Genomic DNA, 15,317 nt, shown 5'->3' with positions numbered 1-15,317 from the left:
GCGCCTCAGTTTGACTCCCGGCGCATCGCTGACTTGCCCCGAGAAGAAGCCACGTCGCTGAGTGCCTGCCGCAGGCGTGGCGCGGCAAAATCAAGGAAGCGACGCATCTTCAACGGCATCTGCCCACGTGCCACGTGCACGAGATGAACAGGGGCGGGTTCCGGCTCGTACGCCTCCAAGCAGACTTGCAGCTCGCCGCGTTCGACAGCCTCCGCCGCCTGGTAATGCAGCAACCGCGTGATGCCGACCTTGCGGACTGCCGCCTGCATTGCCGCTTCCGGGGTCGTGACGGTCAGACGCGGCAGGATGGGGACGTCGATCACCGTGCCGGATCGCGGGTGCAGGAAACGCCACGACGGCGATGGCATGGGCGTGTCCACGCTCACACACGGAAGACGCGACAGATCATCGGGAGCCTGCGGTGTGCCGCGACCGGCAAGGAGCCCGGGGCTGGCGCACGTGACCGTTCGCATGACGCCGATTTGCGTTGCCACCATCGAGCTGTCCGGCAGCTTCCCGATGCGCACCGCCATGTCCACGTGGTCGCCAATCAGATCCACGTTGCGATCGGACAGGATGAGCCGGATGTTGATCTCAGGAAACGCCGCCAGAAAGTCGGTGACAACCGGCAGCACGTGCAGGCGCCCAAACATGAGCGGCGCGGTGACGACCAACTCCCCCTTGGGCACGGTGAACTCGCCGGCCGCTTGGCGCTCCGCCTCCTCCACCTCGTCGAGGATGCGGCGTGCTGACGCCACATAGGCGATCCCGGCATCCGTCAACGTGAGCTTGCGGGTCGAGCGGATCAGCAACCGCGCGCCGAGCCGCGCTTCCAGCTCGGAAATCTTGCGGCTGAGGGTGGCCAGCGGCACCTTCAAATCGCGTCCCGCCGCAGATAGGCTGCCTTTCTCCGCAACCGCCACCAGCAACGACATGGCCTCCAGGCGATCCATCTTATCCTTCCAAAATTTGGTAGAGATATTCTTGATATTGCCGGATTATCAACAGAAATGGAAAGAGGCAAGATCCGTTTCACCGAGCGTATTCCGCGCTCGAGTCACTGGAGAACGCCATGTCCCGCCTTTCCATCCCGTCCCTTGATACCGCGCCGGAAGCTTCCAAGCCCACGTTGGACGCCGTCAACAGGCAACTCGGCGTCGTGCCGAACCTATTCCGGCTGATCGGCAGCAGCCCTGCCACGCTGGCGGGCTTCACCAGCTTCCAGGGCGCGCTCTCGAAGACCCTCGACGTCAAGACCCGCGAGCGGATCGCGCTGGCCGTGGCCCAGGTGAATGGCTGTGACTACTGCCTGTCGGCGCACACCTATCTCGGCCTGAACCTGGCGAAGATCAGCGCGGAGGAAATCGCCCTGAATCGCCAGGGTGCGTCGGGCGATTCCACGGCAAACGCGGCTGTCCAGTTCGCCTATAAGGTGGCGAAGGAGCGTGGCCACGTTAGCGACGCCGATATCAAGGCGGTCCGCGACGCCGGCTTTACCGATGCCCAGATCGTGGAGATTGTCGGCCTCGTTGCTGAGAACAGCTTCACGAACTACCTGAACGAAGTCGCGAAGACGGAGATCGATTTTCCCGTCGTGCTCGCTGCAGAAGCCGCTTAATCGCAACCCGATGGCAACCGGACCGAGGCACCTGGCCTGAATCAAGCCCTGGTCCGCTTTCTCACCAGCGGAGGCCAACGATGTCCTATGGTTTTCTCGATATTGCGGTGACGCCCAGCGTGCGGGCGGTGCAGGCCAGCATGGGTGTCGACCACGTTTGGCAGGCCTTGAAGTTGAAGGAGGGCCGCGAGTTCGATCGGTTCGCCGACAACGAAGCAGCCTTCATCGCCGATCGCGACAGCTTCTACATGGCGACCGTCTCGGAGACGGGCTGGCCCTACGTCCAGCATCGAGGCGGCCCCCGCGGCTTCCTCAAGGTGTTGGATGACCGCACGCTTGCCTTTGCCGACTATCGCGGCAACCGCCAGTACATCAGCACCGGCAATCTCGCGGCCGACGATCGCGCTTGCCTGTTCCTCATGGACTATGCACACCGCGCGCGGCTCAAGATGTATGTCCATGTTGAAACCCTGGCGCTCGACGCGGACCCTGTGCTGGCTGCACGCGTTGCCGCGCCCGGCTACCGAGCGATGCCCGAACGCATCTTCCGGCTGCACCTCGCGAGCTTCGACTGGAATTGCCCGCAGCACATCACGCCGCGCTTCACCGAGCAGGAAGTCAGCGACGCAGTCCGTCCACTTCGCGATCAGTTGGCCCGGCTCGAAACCGAAAACGCCGAGCTACGCGCTCGCCTTGCCAATCCTGGAGACCATCAATGAGCACCCAGCGCCCGCCCTTGCCACCCTTTACCATGGAAACCGCCGTCGAAAAGGTCCGCCTGGCCGAAGATGGGTGGAACAGCCGCGACCCTGAAAAAGTCGCGCTCGCCTATACCGTCGACAGCACCTGGCGAAACCGTGCCGAGTTCGTGCAGGGGCGTGAAGCGATCGTCGGCTTCCTGCGGCGCAAGTGGCAACGCGAGCTGGACTACCGGCTCATCAAGGAGTTGTGGGCATTTGGTGGGAATCGCGTGGCCGTCCGCTTCGCCTATGAGTGGCACGACGACAGCGGCAACTGGTTCCGCTCTTACGGCAATGAGAATTGGGAGTTTGACGAAAACGGATTGATGCGCCGTCGTTTGGCGAGCATCAACGATGCGCCGATCCGCGAAGCCGAGCGCCGCTTTCACTGGCCCCTGGGTCGCCGCCCAGACGATCACCCCGGCCTGAGCGACCTGGGCTTCTGACGATTCGCCCAGCACAGTACGCGCAAAGCGACGGCGTGGCCGTCGATGCAACGGCGCTTCCCACATGGGCGGGAAGCGTTCATGGCCAAAACGTCGAGGGTGCAGTCGGAACGAACAGGCGAAACCGGGCCGGGAAGCTGCTCAGAAACGTGCGCTAGACTGCGCACGCAATTTTCCCCCGATCTCTCCCGAACCGATATAGCCCATGACAAGACTCCTCGGCGTTCTACTGATCGCGCTGTCACTTAGCGCCTGCGGCAAGAAAGAAGAAGCGCCCGGCGCAGCCGGTGGCACCGGACCGACTGGCATGGTGGCCGCCGCACCGGAAGCCCGCGCCAAGCAGGCTGATGGTGCCGAGCGCCGCTTTCTCGCCTACGAGCATCGCGTCTCATTGGAAGTCGACGCCCCGCAGATGGAGCACCTGTACCACGAGCTGCAGGACGCCTGCGTGAACGAAGCCACCTGGCACTGCACGGTCATGGATGCCAGCATCCAACTTGAACGTGACCAGCGCGGCGGCACCGCTCACCTGAACCTGCGCGCCAGCGCCGAGGGCGTACGCGCCATGCGCAAGCGTCTTGCCGACAGCGGTGGCGTGGTCAGCCAGGGTACCCACGTGGACGACCTGGGCCAGCCGATCGCCGAGGTCGGCAAGCGCCTGGAGATGCTCAAGAACTACCGCGCCAGCCTGCTCGACCTGCAACGCAAGGCGACCAAGGTGGAAGATCTGATCCTGATCGCAGAAAAGCTGTCGGAAACGCAATCGGAACTGGAAGCTGCCACTGGCCAGAGCGCGCATCTGATGGACCGCGTGAACCGCGAGGTGCTGTCGATCGACCTGAGCACCCGGCAGACTGCGGCGCGCAGCCTGTGGGCGCCCATCGGCAATGCGCTGCGAGAGTTCCTGCCGTCGCTGGTGCATGCCAGCGCGAGCGTGATCTCGGCCGTGGCCTACCTGTTGCCGTGGGTGATCGTGCTGTCGATCGTGGGCGTGCTGGTTGCACGCGTGCGGCGCAAACGGCGGCAACAGAAGTCGGCCGACTGATCGTTCGATCGATTGATCGATCACGAAATAGCAAAGCGCCCGCCGGAAACAGCGGGCGCTTTTGCTTTGGCCCTACCGCTACGCCGCCTTCAACCCATCCATCGCCTCGCGCACGTAGGCGATCAGGTCGGGGCCCATCCACGGGCTGGCGGAAAGCGCCGGCTCACGCTCCATCGCCAGACGGATCTTCGCCTGCGTCTGCGGATCATCGCCCGCATAGGAGCGGAACAGATCGATCCACTGCCGGGCAAGCTGCTGCATCTCTGGCGCATGCGGCGCCGTGCCCTTGGCCAAGTGCTGCCGCACCTCGGCAATGAGTGTCGGCCACTCGTTGGCACGCTTGCCGAAGTTCGCACGCATGTACTGCAGCTCTTGCGCCGACAGGTACTTCGCATAGAGCGCCAGCTTGGTTTCGTTGGCCGCCTCCATGATGAAGTCGAGCATGGCCAGGCTGATGCCGGTGCGATCCTGCAGGATCGGCTCGTTGATGTGCATGGTGTGTAGCTTGGCCGTGAGAATCGGGTCCACCGCCGTATCCTGCGCGAGCAATTCCATCCAGCGCTTGGACAGCGCCTGTGCCTCTGTGCTGCGGGCGTGTACCCCGCGCGTCATCGCCTCCTGCACGGTTGCCACCAGTGCTGCCCAGCGCTCGTGGCGCGCGGTATCCGCATCCAGCCGTTCAGCGCGCTCGCGCTCTTCCTGCGAAAGGTATTTGTCGTACATGGTCATCCATTCCAAGGTTGTGAGCCACTCGGCAAGCTCGGGCTCTTCCTTGCGCATGAGCTGGTCGTGCAGACGGGTCAGCCGGTCGCGCAGCACGCTGGCCTGCGTGATCTGCTGATCGAGCATCGCGATCTGCCGTTCCATGATCGTGGTCAGGGCAACGTCCGGGCTTGCCAGGAAAGCTCCAACGTCAGCCAGCGACATGCCGAACCGCCGCAATGCCTGGATCTGGTGCAGCCGGGCGATGTCAGCCTTGTCGTACAGCCGGTAGCCGCTGTCGGAGCGAGCCGAAGGCGTGAGCAAGCCGATGCTGTCGTAGTGATGCAGCATGCGGACCGTGAGGCCGCAGCGTTTGGCGAGATCGCCCACTTTCAACAACATGGCCTGCTCCTGTCTTTTAGCTTGAACCCAGGCTAGGACCTCACGCAGTGTGAGGGTCAAGCGCAGCGTGAATGGATGGCGCCGCAGGGAAACGCAAGCGCACACAGCATTTTGGCCTGAGCCCCTCTGTGGTGGGGGCCATCATCCGCCAACCCGCACCACAGCGTACGTCACAAAAAATTCATTTAACTCTGTGTTCAGTGGGCCGTTAGGCGGAATGTCCGATCCTGCGTCCTGACCCATGACCTCATCACCGCTTCCCCTGCCGGCGGGCATTGCGCCCGAGATGCTGCGTACGGTGTTTCAACCGATCTTCCGCCTGTCTACCACCGAGGTGCTTGGTTACGAGGCACTGCTGCGTGGGCCGGCGGGCACGGCCATGGAGTCGCCCGCCGCGTTGTTTGCCGCGGCATCGGACACGGACAGCGCGGTTGCGCTGGAGACCACCGCCGCGCGCCTGGCCATTGCCAATTTCTCGGCCATGCGCCTGCCGGGCAAGCTGTTCCTGAACTTCAGCGCCTTCGGCGTGCGCCAGTTGCTGCAGAATCACGCCCGCCTGTTGCATGAGATTGCCGACCACGATCTGCACCCGTCACGCATCGTCATTGAGCTGACCGAGCAGACGCCCATCGACGACCTCGCCAGCTTTGCCCAGGCGCTGTCGGTGGCGCGCGACTTCGGCATGCAGTGCGCACTGGACGATTTCGGCACGGGCAATGCCAACCTGAACCTGCTGATCGAGCTGACGCCGGACTTCATCAAGCTCGACAAATACTTCCTGCGCGACATTGCCAAGCACCCGGCCAAGCTGGACGTCGCACGCTCTTTGCAGCAAACGCTCAAGGGCGGCGCGACCAGCATCATTGCCGAGGGGCTGGAAACGGAAGATGAACTGGGCGTGGTGCGCGATCTGGGCATCCGCTTTGGCCAGGGCTTCTTCCTGGGGCGACCGCAGGACAAGCCGGCTGGCGACATGTCGAGCCAGGCGGCGCGCGTGCTGCAGTCGTCGCAGATTGCAGTGTTCCCACAGGCCGTGCGCGTGGGCTGGCGTGCCATCACGGCCAGCAAGCTGTTGCGCGTGGCGCCGACCTTGCCCCTGCGCTGCAGGAACGACGACGTGCTGCACCTGTTCAACCGTCACCCCGATCTGCACGCCGTGGCCTTGCTCGATGAAGACGAACGGCCGCTGGCGCTCATCGCCCGCCGCGCCTTCATTGATCGCTATGCGATGCCGTATCACCGTGAGCTGTACGGCAAGAAATCTGCGCTGGCGTTTGCCAACCGGCAGCCGGTGCTGGTGGAAAAATCCGCCTCATTGGAAGACATGTCGGCGCTGCTGATGAGCGAAGACCAGCGCTACCTGACCGACGGCTTCATCATCACCGAGCACGGCCGCTACCTGGGCCTGGGCACGGGCGAAGAACTCGTGCGCACCGTCACCGAGATCCGCATTGAAGCGGCGCGCTATGCCAACCCGCTCACGTTCCTGCCCGGCAACATTCCGCTGAACCTGCACATTGAACGTTTGCTGGAAGCGCGCGCGGAGTTCTACGCCTGCTATGTGGACCTGAACCACTTCAAGCCCTTCAATGACCAGTACGGCTACTGGCAGGGGGACGAGATGCTGAAGATGGCCGCCGCCGTACTGGCCACGGCGTGCGAACCGACGCGCGACTTTCTCGGCCACGTGGGTGGGGATGACTTCCTGATCCTGTTCCAGAGCGCCGACTGGCATGCACGCGTCGAGCATGCCATCGCCACGTTCAACACCAATGCACTGGCGATGTACACGCCAGCAGACCAGTTGGCCGGCGGCATCCACGCGGAAGACCGCAAGGGCCTGCCGGCGTTCTTCCGCTTCGTGACGATGGCGGTGGGCGCGCTGCATGTGGTCCCGGGCGCCGCGCGCAACAGCGACGATATCGGCACGGCAGCCGCACTGGCCAAGCGCCGCGCCAAGCAGAGCGACAGCGGCTTCTACCTGGAAGCGATGCAGCCCGCGCAAACCCTGTCGGCCATCGCCTGAGCGTCGGTTGCTAGAGCGCCTCCGCCGGATCGCGCCGGCGGCGAGTCGGGCGGTTGGCCAGCGGCGTGAGATCGGCTTCAAGGTGTGCGTGCAACGCCCCCAGCCCTTCCTGTTCAAAGAAGTGGTGGCCGGGCAGCGTGCGTAGCACGCTCGGGCCGCGCGTGACGTCGGCCCAAGCGGCATAGTCTGCTTCGTTCAGCAATGGATCATCCTGGCCGCGAAAACCGAACAGCGGCAACGACAGCGGCGGCTCCTCACGGTAGTCATAGATTTCCGACAGGCGCAGATCGGCCCGCAATGTCGGCAGGATGTACGACAGCGTGCGCGTGTCCGTCAGCACGGATTCCGGCATGCCGCCCAACCCACGCAGGCGGTCGATAAAGGCGGTCTGCTCCAGCTCGCAGATCGGCGGGCGGCCCAATAGCCGATGCGGTGCGCGATGCCCGGAAATGGCCAGCGCCACCGGTTGCGGCCCACCACGCGCACGCAGCGTGCGGGCCAGCTCAAAAGCCACCAGCGCACCCAGGCTGTGCCCGTAAAACGCAAACGGCAACGCATCAGCCTGCGCACCGGCCACCTCATCAGCCATGCCGGGCAGCAGTGCATCGAGATGGCCGGCACGCGCCACCCCTGCCGGCAGAAAGCGATGCGGTAACTGAATGGCCCGCACCTCGAAGCTCCGCAGCCCAGCCGGCCACTTGGCAAAGTTGCCCGCGCTGCCGCCCGCGTGGTGGAAGCAGTACAACCGCAGGCGCGGCGCAGTCACGGGCGTGCGCCCGACCGGAACGATATAGCGTAGCTGGGACATGGCGATCACCCTCCTTACCAGGAAACCTCGTGCGGCAGGCCGTAGGCATCCGCACCGGAAAATGCCGGCCACGTGGGCGCCTGCGCTTCCTGCGCGAGGCTGTGACCGGTCAGTTGTGCCAGCAGTGCGTTCTGGCGGGTGCGGGCAGACTCGATGCTGGCGGCCTTCACGTGGCCATAGCCGCGAATCTGCTTGGGCAGGTTGGCAAGCTGCAGCACAGCGTCGTACGTCAGCGCATTGAGCTTGCCCAGCGCAATGTCCACGGCCTGCTCGTACTCGACGATCAGCGCGCGCTCCTGCCGGCGCTCGTGTGTGTAGCCGAACGGGTCGAAGCGCGTTCCGCGCAGCCACTTGAAGCGTGCCAGCATGGCAAACAGGCGCTGTGTGCCGGGCCCGAACGTACGCTTGCGCGGTGCGCCGCCATACAGCGCAGAGAGGATGGGCGGCGCCAGATGAAAGCGCAGCGTGACGTCGCCCTCAAAGGTCTCGGCCAGCGCGCGGCGGAAGTCTTCACCACTGAACAGGCGCGCCACCTCGTACTCATCCTTGTAGGCCATCAACTTGAACAGGTTGTGCGCCACGGCGGTGGCCAACGTCTGCTTACCGGTGGCGGCGCGTTCGGCCTGGCGCACGTGCTCGACAAAGTTCACGTAGCGGCGCGCATAGGCTTCGTTCTGGTAGGCCGTCAGGAAGCCGCGGCGATGCGCGAGCACAGCATCCAGGCTGGCAGGCTTTTGCAGCTTGATGATGGATTCCGCCAGCGGCTTGCTCGCACCGATGCCCGCATCGAACGCGGCATACCGCCCCCACTGGAACGCACGCTGGTTAGCCTGCACCGCCACACCGTTGTGCTCGATGGCGCGCAGGATGGATGCCTCCGACAACGGCAGCAGCCCACGCTGAAACGCATAGCCGAGCATCAGCAAGTTGGTGTACAGCGCATCGCCCAGATGGTGCTGGGCGAGCGCACCTGCATCGACAAACTCCAGCTTTGCCTCGGCGGTCTCGCCCAACAGCCGGCGTAGTTGCTCGGTGGGGAACTGCCAGTCCACCTGCCGGATGGCGTGGCCGGGAGGTGTCTCCTCCGTGTTCAGCACGATCTGCGTATGGCCGGGCTTGATCTTGTCCACCGCATCACGCGCAGCCGCGGTGAGGATGTCGTAGCCGAGCACCACGTCCGCCTGGCAGGCAGGAATACGCTGCGAGTGCAGTGCGTCCTGCCGCTGCGCGATACGAACGTGCGACATCACCGCACCGTTCTTCTGCGACATACCGGTCATGTCCAGCACCGAGGCACCCTTGCCTTCCAGGTACGCGGCCATGCCGAGGATGGTGCCGACCGTAATCACCCCCGTGCCGCCAATGCCGCAGATCAGCACGTTGAACGGCGCGTCGAGCGCCGCGCGTTGCGACGTCGGCAAGGCTGGCAGGTTGTCCGGCAACGCGGTCTTCTGCTGCTTGCGTCCGCTGCCGCGCAGCCGGCCGCCTTCCACGGTCACGAAGCTTGGGCAAAAACCCTTGGCGCACGAGGTGTCCTGATTGCACGACCCCTGGTGTACGGCACGCTTGCGGCCGAACTCGGTTTCCAGCGGCACGATGGAGGAGCAGTTCGATTGCGTGGCGCAGTCTCCGCAGCCCTCGCACACCAGCGGGTTGATGAAGAGATGCCGGGCCGGTGCCTGCACCGCTTGCTTCTTCTTGCGGCGGCGCTTTTCCGCGGCGCACACCTGTTCGTAGATCAGCACGCTGGTGCCCTGCACCTCACGCAACTCGCGCTGCACGGCATCGAGCGACTCACGCGGGTGGATGGTCACGCCATCAGGCAAGCCGGTACGGCCGTCATGGCGCGATGGGTCTTCCGACACCAGCGCAATGCGCGTCACGCCCTCCGACGCCAGTTGCCGCGCAATGGCCTGCACGGTCACGGTGCCGTCCACCGGCTGGCCACCGGTCATGGCCACCGCATCGTTGTAGAGCAGCTTATAGGTGATGTTCACCTTGGCGGCAATCGCCGCGCGAATGGCGAGATAGCCCGAATGGAAGTACGTGCCGTCGCCGAGGTTGGCAAACACGTGCGGCACCTGCGAGAACGGCGCCTGGCCGATCCACGTTGCCCCCTCGCCGCCCATCTGCGTGAAGGTCTTGTTGTGCTCGGGGTAGATGGCGGTGGCCATGATGTGGCACCCGATGCCGCCCAGCGCCAGGCTGCCCTCGGGCACCTTGGTGGACGTGCTGTGCGGGCACCCCGAGCAGTAGTAAGCCGAGCGCGCGGGCGTTGCCACCTCGCGGTCGAGAAAGGCCTGCCGGTCACGCAGCCACGCTGCCGTCTTGGCAAGGCGGCCCTGCGGATGAAACTGTGCGAGCCGATCCGCAATCACCATGGCGATCTGGGCGACGGAAAGATCCGTTTTGGCGGAAAACACGCCGTTGCCAGCAGGGCCCGCCAGTTCGCCCACCCCATCGGACTTGCCGACGATACGCGGGCGCGCGTTGTCCGGCAGGTCGTACAGGAACTGGCGCAACTGTGATTCCACCACCGGGCGCTTCTCTTCGATGACGAGAATCTCGTCCAGCCCCGTGGCGAAATCGCAGATGCCCAGCGGCTCCAGCGGCCACGGCATGGCCACCTTGTGCAGGCGCAGGCTGGCCATCTCGGGTGCATCGGCGTCGATCTCCAGCAGGGCGAGCGCTTCGCGCACATCGCGGTAGCTCTTGCCGGAAGCGACAATGCCCAGGCGCGCGGTGGGCGCATCGTGCGTGGTGCGGTTGAGCCGGTTGGCGCGCGCATAGGCCAGCACCGCGGGCAGCTTGTGGTCTTGCATCAGCGCTTCCTGCTTGCGCGCGGTCAGGCCCAGCGGGTCTGACGAGAGGCGGCAGTTCAGCCCGCCTTCGGGCAGCACGTGGTCAGTCGGCAGATGAATCTGCAACGCAAACGGATCGGCATCGATGCCGGCGGATGACTCCACCGTATCGGCCAGCGCCTTGAAGCCGACCGCGCACCCCGAATAGCGCGACATGGCCCAGCCATGCAGGCCCAGCTCGATGTACTCCTGCACATCGGCCGGATACAGCACAGGAATCATCGCCGAGCAGAACAGGTGATCGCTCTGATGCGGCAGCGTGGACGAATATGCACCGTGGTCATCTCCTGCCACCAGCAGCACGCCACCGTGCGCGCTGGTGCCAGCATGGTTCAAGTGCTTGAGAACATCGCCGGAGCGGTCTACACCCGGCCCCTTGGCATACCAAAGCGCGAACACGCCATCGTGCTTTGACTCACCCAGCAGATGCACCTGCTGCGTGCCCCACACGGCGGTGGCAGCCAGGTCTTCATTCACACCGGGTTGAAAGCGGATGTCATGCGCGGCCAGTGCATCACTCGCCTTCCAGAACGCCTGATCCAGCCCACCCAGCGGCGAGCCGCGATAGCCTGAAACAAAGCCCGCCGTGTTGAGCCCCGCAGCGCGGTCGCGCAAGCGCTGCACCACCATCAGTCGGACCAGCGCATCGATGCCGCTCAGGAACACGCGCCCCGTGTGCGCCGTGTATTTGTCTTGTGCCGTGGTGAGTTGCACGCGAACCTCGCGAAGGTGGGGCGGTAGCAAAACGCAGCGCGAGCGGAGCCTGCCCCGCCGCGCAGCGGGCATCGAAACAGCATGGGTTGAACGGAAGAGGGTGGTCGGCTTACCAGTCGATCAGGCAGGCGCTCCACGACAGCCCGGCGCCAAAGCCGATCAGCACGACCTTGTCACCGCGCATCACGCGGCCTTGCCGCACGGCATCGCCCAGTGCCAGCGGGATGCTGGAAGCACCGGTGTTGCCGGTATCCGCCAGGCCGACGAAGAAGCGTTCGGGCGCAATGCCCATCTTGATGCGCACCGACTCCAGCATGTGCGCATTGGCCTGGTGGAAGACGAACAGATCCACGTCTTCCTGCTCAAGGTTGTTCTTCTCCAGCAGCGCGTCAATCACCTCCGGCACCTTGGTCAGCACAAAGTTGAAGACGCCCGGCCCATTCATGCGGAAGTCCGGTTGATACGCGCCGCCGCTGGTCAGGCCATGCAGCCCCGAGGTATACGCGGTGATGGCCTCGGCGCCCGTGCCGTCGGTACCGAACTCGAAATCGCGCACGCCGATGCCGTGGTCGGCCCGGCGGATGAACGATGCCGTGGCCGCATCGCCCATGATGGTCTTGAGGCTGCGGTCTTCCGGCGCCACCAGCTTGGTGTACGTGTCGGCCGTGATGAGCAGCACGCCCTTGGCGCGGCCGCTGTCGACCAGCCCTTCGGCCAGCATCAGGCACGACACGTAACCCGAGCACCCCTGGTTCACGTCGAGCGCGCCGCTGCGCGTGGGCAGCCCCAGTGCATGCTGCACCAGGCAAGCGCTCGTCGGGATCAGGAACTTGGGCGTCTGGCTGCAGAACAGGATGAAGTCCACGGCTTCCGGTGCGATGTTGTGCTCGTCCAGAAGACGGCGTCCGGCGGCGATGGCCAGCTCAAGGCTGTACTCGTCGTCGCCGGATATATGCCGAAGGTGGATGCCGGTTTTGCCTGCGATTTTGTCGACAGGCCAATCCGGGTTCAGCGCAGCAATGGATTGATTGCTGAGCGTCGCATCCGGCAGCGCATAGCTGATCGATTGAATCTGTACCGCCATGAGAGGGCTCCGCGTGAGTGCGTGGTTGCGCGACTGCGTTATTGACGGTGATACACAAGAGGCACCATGACCGGGTCGGCCTGCCGCAACAGCGCCCCACCCCACGAAAAGCCCACGCCAAAGCCGACCATGCCGAGCGTCTCGCGCGCGGGGCGAGGGGCGTCTGCGTCGTGCTCAGTCACCATCATCAGTGGGATGGACGGCGGGCTGGTGTTGCCGAAGCGGTCGATGTTGCTCGGCATCTTCTCGGGCGCAATGCCGATCTTCTTCGAGAAGTAGTCGAGCATGAATTTGTTGGCCTGGTGAAAGAGCCAGCGGTCTACGCTCTGCACCGGCCAGCCGGAGATGGTGGCGAGCTGCTGCACCAGTTCCGGCACGTGGTTGAGCGTGAGGCCGAACACGGCCGAGCCATCCATGTACAGCTCTTCCTGCGAGCGCAGCACCTTGTCTTGCGGGTGTGGCCGGCGCTCGGCCGATTCCGCCGTGCTCGGCTGGCGAAAGCCGCCGGCCTGGATGATGAGCGAATCGCTGCCCGCGCCGTTGGTGCCGGCAAAGAAGACGCTCTCAGCCGCGTCTTCCGAATACTCGATGGCCGTGGCCGTGCCCGCATCGCCAAACAGGATGTTGGCCGGAATGTCGTGCGGCGAGATCAGCTTGCTGGGCGTGTCACCCACCAGCAGTAGCACGCGCCGCATCCCTTCCTTGGCCAGCAGCCCGAAGGCCACCATCAGCCCATACACATAGCCTGAGCAACCCAGCGTGATATCAAACGCCGCGCAATGGAACGACAGCCCCAGCCGGCGCTGCAGCACGCAGCTCGTGGCGGGCACCACGTAGTCAGGTGTTTGCGAGAGGAAGATCAGCGCATCGACGGAATCCTTCTCCCAGCCGACGGACTCCAACAGGCGCTCGGCCGCCACGTAGCAGAGGTCGGATGCGCACATGCCGTCAGGCGCCACGTGCCGGGCCTGGATGCCGCACAGCTTGGCCGTGCGGCCGATCTCCACCGGATCACCGGCGATGTCTTCATTGCGCCGGACGTGATCCGGCACCGCGGCAGACACCCCGGCAATGCGCGCGTTGTGAAAGCGCCGGTAGCCCATTCAAGCCTCAACACTCTGGCCGTGCACCAGCGCACGCAGCTCGCGGAACGTGGTCAGCTCCTGCAGTGCCATCGGGTCCACCACTTTCTTGTAGTGCGTGTCGATGAGGGCGATGGTGCTGAGAAACGCCAGCGAATCCCACACGGCCTCTTCCACCATGTTGAAGTCGTCGGTGATCCGCTCCGGCGACACTTCGAGCAGGGCCGCGAAGTCTTCAATGAATTTTTGATCGTCCATCGGTTCACCTCAATCATCAGGAAACAGCGGGGAAATACGCCAGTCGTGCCGGCGGGCATGGTCCAGCAGTGCGGCGTTGGAGCCGACCGCCACCGGGTGGTCAGCCAGGGAAAGCATGGGGATGTCGCTGTCGTGGTCGCCATAGGCAAAGCCGCCGTGCATCGACAGACCGTGGACCTGCAGGAACTGGCGCAGCGCAATGGCCTTGCCCTCGCCAATGGTCGGCTCGCCCAGCATGGCGCCGGTGTAGCGGCCGTCGCGTTGCTCCAGGCGGGCGCACACCACGTGTTCGATCGACAGGTCGGCTGCAATGGGTGCAATGGCTTCAGCAAACGAACCGCTCACCACGATGACAACGGCACCGGCCTGCTGATGCGCATTGAGCCGTGCGACTACCGTGTCGTGGTACAGCGCTGCACGATTGGCCTCAAACCACTGCTGCGCGGCGCGCGCCATGTCGTCCACCGGAATGCCCGCAAGCTGTCGGTAGAAGTAGCGGTTCTGCGCGGCGCGGTTGGCATTGCGCTCGACGTACCACGTCAGGTTGGCGCGCACATCACGGATGCGGCGCTCGGCCTGGTCGGGCGAAGCGGCCGTACTGCGGTGGTACTGCTCCAGCACGGCGAGCATGCTCTTAGAGCGAATCAGCGTTTCGTCCAGATCGAACACCGCGCAGATGCGCGCAGCGTTAACCTCCGGCGCAGCGCAGTCAGGGGCGATGACGGCAGTCATGACAGCGCCTTCCTTCAGTTGTGCAGCGACTTGAGTGCCGTGCTTTCCAGCGCGGAGACAAACTTGCGATCCAGCACCGTGAAGGTGAGTGTGAGTTGCGCGATCACCTTGCCGTGCTGGCGAAAGTCGATCCGCACGGCCATCTTGCCGTCGCCGGTGGCGCGCAGGTTGCGCTCCAGCACGCGGTACTCCAGGTCTACCTGGAACGGATAGGCAAACGCCTTGAAGTCCACGTTGATGTTTTCGGCCAAGTACATCTTGGCCGCCGTGGAATGGAATTTCTGCGTCACGGCGTTGCCCATCTGCCGGGCCGCTTCCAGCAGCACCATGAACTGCACGTGCTTGCCGGTGACGTGGTCGCTCAGGTCAGCGCATTCATCGTCGATCAGCAGCACGCTGGTGTAGGTGTCTTCGCCCGTTTCCTGCGGGTCCGAAATCAGCGTGTTGGCGCGCTTGACCTTGTGCGTGAGCGTGCCGTCACAGCGCTGATGGCGATCGAAGTAGCTGCGCAGTGAAATCTGCCCGGCATGGTCGCTCTGCGCCACCAGATCACGCAGCACATCCACCTGCGATTCCGAGATGCCCTGTTCCAGCGAGATGGCGGCCGGTTCGAGCTGCCCATCACGAACCCGCGCGACAAGCTCATCGAACGTGAGGATGCTTTGCGCGTTGGACAACTCCTGAAACTTGTTGCCAACCACACGAATGAGGGTATCGGTCATAGGGCGCCTGTCGTATGCGTGCTGGGTAATTGGATTGCCAATTGCGATGCATTCGACATCGATTCGAGCGTGCATCG

Annotated in this window: 14 protein-coding genes; 5 read left to right on the top strand and 9 right to left on the bottom strand. The window is 64.3% G+C overall.

Annotated elements, in window-relative coordinates; all coding sequences use genetic code 11:
• Positions 1-5: 5 nt before the first annotated feature.
• Complete coding sequence (locus tag C404_RS34935) at positions 6-953, bottom strand: LysR family transcriptional regulator (protein WP_021193368.1); 948 nt, start codon at positions 951-953, stop codon at positions 6-8.
• A gap of 119 nt (positions 954-1,072) precedes the next feature.
• Here C404_RS34935 and C404_RS34930 point away from each other — a divergent pair, with 119 nt between their 5' ends.
• The 4 genes from C404_RS34930 (at position 1,073) to C404_RS34915 (ending at position 3,849) form a co-directional block, all read left to right on the top strand.
• A complete protein-coding gene (locus C404_RS34930; protein WP_021193367.1) occupies positions 1,073-1,618 on the top strand; it encodes a carboxymuconolactone decarboxylase family protein in 546 nt (181 codons plus the stop codon).
• 80 nt (positions 1,619-1,698) lie between these two features.
• Positions 1,699-2,337, top strand: coding sequence for a pyridoxamine 5'-phosphate oxidase family protein (locus tag C404_RS34925; protein ID WP_021193366.1), 639 nt, complete (start codon positions 1,699-1,701; stop codon positions 2,335-2,337).
• Positions 2,334-2,804 carry a nuclear transport factor 2 family protein gene (locus C404_RS34920; protein WP_021193365.1) on the top strand — a complete coding sequence of 157 codons (471 nt, stop codon included), beginning with the start codon at positions 2,334-2,336 and terminating at the stop codon, positions 2,802-2,804. Before C404_RS34925 ends, C404_RS34920 begins: the two co-directional genes overlap by 4 nt.
• A 205-nt stretch (positions 2,805-3,009) precedes the next feature.
• Positions 3,010-3,849, top strand: a complete 840-nt coding sequence (locus C404_RS34915) for a DUF4349 domain-containing protein (protein ID WP_064496314.1) — start codon at positions 3,010-3,012, stop codon at positions 3,847-3,849.
• Positions 3,850-3,927: 78 nt separating this feature from the next.
• On the opposite strand, the gene C404_RS34910 is transcribed toward C404_RS34915, so the two are convergent.
• The gene (locus C404_RS34910) at positions 3,928-4,953 is read right to left on the bottom strand and encodes a MerR family transcriptional regulator (RefSeq protein WP_021193363.1); all 1,026 of its coding nucleotides are present in this window, start codon (positions 4,951-4,953) and stop codon (positions 3,928-3,930) included.
• A gap of 241 nt (positions 4,954-5,194) precedes the next feature.
• On the opposite strand from C404_RS34910, the gene C404_RS34905 reads away from it, so the two are divergent.
• A complete protein-coding gene (locus C404_RS34905) occupies positions 5,195-6,979 on the top strand; it encodes an EAL domain-containing protein (RefSeq protein WP_031328863.1) in 1,785 nt (594 codons plus the stop codon).
• A 10-nt stretch (positions 6,980-6,989) separates the two neighbouring features.
• On the opposite strand, the gene C404_RS0129580 is transcribed toward C404_RS34905, so the two are convergent.
• From C404_RS0129580 to C404_RS34880, 7 genes are all read right to left on the bottom strand, one after another.
• A complete protein-coding gene (locus tag C404_RS0129580; RefSeq protein WP_021193361.1) occupies positions 6,990-7,787 on the bottom strand; it encodes a thioesterase II family protein in 798 nt (265 codons plus the stop codon).
• A gap of 14 nt (positions 7,788-7,801) precedes the next feature.
• A complete protein-coding gene (locus C404_RS34900) occupies positions 7,802-11,362 on the bottom strand; it encodes an indolepyruvate ferredoxin oxidoreductase family protein (protein WP_021193360.1) in 3,561 nt (1,186 codons plus the stop codon).
• Between the two features lie 109 nt (positions 11,363-11,471).
• The gene (locus C404_RS34895; RefSeq protein WP_021193359.1) at positions 11,472-12,446 is read right to left on the bottom strand and encodes a 3-oxoacyl-ACP synthase III family protein; all 975 of its coding nucleotides are present in this window, start codon (positions 12,444-12,446) and stop codon (positions 11,472-11,474) included.
• A 38-nt stretch (positions 12,447-12,484) separates the two neighbouring features.
• Positions 12,485-13,549, bottom strand: a complete 1,065-nt coding sequence (locus C404_RS34890; protein ID WP_021193358.1) for a 3-oxoacyl-ACP synthase III family protein — start codon at positions 13,547-13,549, stop codon at positions 12,485-12,487.
• The gene (locus C404_RS34885) at positions 13,550-13,786 is read right to left on the bottom strand and encodes an acyl carrier protein (protein WP_021193357.1); all 237 of its coding nucleotides are present in this window, start codon (positions 13,784-13,786) and stop codon (positions 13,550-13,552) included.
• Positions 13,787-13,795: 9 nt separating this feature from the next.
• Positions 13,796-14,518 carry an HAD family hydrolase gene (locus tag C404_RS0129575; RefSeq protein ID WP_021193356.1) on the bottom strand — a complete coding sequence of 241 codons (723 nt, stop codon included), beginning with the start codon at positions 14,516-14,518 and terminating at the stop codon, positions 13,796-13,798.
• Positions 14,519-14,532: 14 nt separating this feature from the next.
• On the bottom strand, positions 14,533-15,240 hold the full coding sequence (locus C404_RS34880) for an AfsA-related hotdog domain-containing protein (RefSeq protein WP_021193355.1): 708 nt from the start codon (positions 15,238-15,240) through the stop codon (positions 14,533-14,535).
• Positions 15,241-15,317: the final 77 nt, after the last annotated feature.

It is taken from the genome of Ralstonia sp. AU12-08 (assembly GCF_000442475.1).
GTDB classification, from domain to species: domain Bacteria; phylum Pseudomonadota; class Gammaproteobacteria; order Burkholderiales; family Burkholderiaceae; genus Ralstonia; species Ralstonia insidiosa.
The sequence above is the reverse complement of the archived record's forward strand: the minus strand, read 5'-3'. Positions and strand labels throughout refer to the sequence as shown.

Coding starts and splice junctions, on each gene's coding strand:
- C404_RS0129575 (WP_021193356.1), bottom strand. CDS start 14,518: ATGACTGCCGTCATCGCCCCTGACTGCGCTGCGCCGGAGGTTAACGCT.
- C404_RS34905 (WP_031328863.1), top strand. CDS start 5,195: ATGACCTCATCACCGCTTCCCCTGCCGGCGGGCATTGCGCCCGAGATG.
- C404_RS34935 (WP_021193368.1), bottom strand. CDS start 953: ATGGATCGCCTGGAGGCCATGTCGTTGCTGGTGGCGGTTGCGGAGAAA.
- C404_RS34885 (WP_021193357.1), bottom strand. CDS start 13,786: ATGGACGATCAAAAATTCATTGAAGACTTCGCGGCCCTGCTCGAAGTG.
- C404_RS34890 (WP_021193358.1), bottom strand. CDS start 13,549: ATGGGCTACCGGCGCTTTCACAACGCGCGCATTGCCGGGGTGTCTGCC.
- C404_RS34920 (WP_021193365.1), top strand. CDS start 2,334: ATGAGCACCCAGCGCCCGCCCTTGCCACCCTTTACCATGGAAACCGCC.
- C404_RS34880 (WP_021193355.1), bottom strand. CDS start 15,240: ATGACCGATACCCTCATTCGTGTGGTTGGCAACAAGTTTCAGGAGTTG.
- C404_RS34925 (WP_021193366.1), top strand. CDS start 1,699: ATGTCCTATGGTTTTCTCGATATTGCGGTGACGCCCAGCGTGCGGGCG.
- C404_RS34910 (WP_021193363.1), bottom strand. CDS start 4,953: ATGTTGTTGAAAGTGGGCGATCTCGCCAAACGCTGCGGCCTCACGGTC.
- C404_RS34895 (WP_021193359.1), bottom strand. CDS start 12,446: ATGGCGGTACAGATTCAATCGATCAGCTATGCGCTGCCGGATGCGACG.
- C404_RS34930 (WP_021193367.1), top strand. CDS start 1,073: ATGTCCCGCCTTTCCATCCCGTCCCTTGATACCGCGCCGGAAGCTTCC.
- C404_RS0129580 (WP_021193361.1), bottom strand. CDS start 7,787: ATGTCCCAGCTACGCTATATCGTTCCGGTCGGGCGCACGCCCGTGACT.
- C404_RS34915 (WP_064496314.1), top strand. CDS start 3,010: ATGACAAGACTCCTCGGCGTTCTACTGATCGCGCTGTCACTTAGCGCC.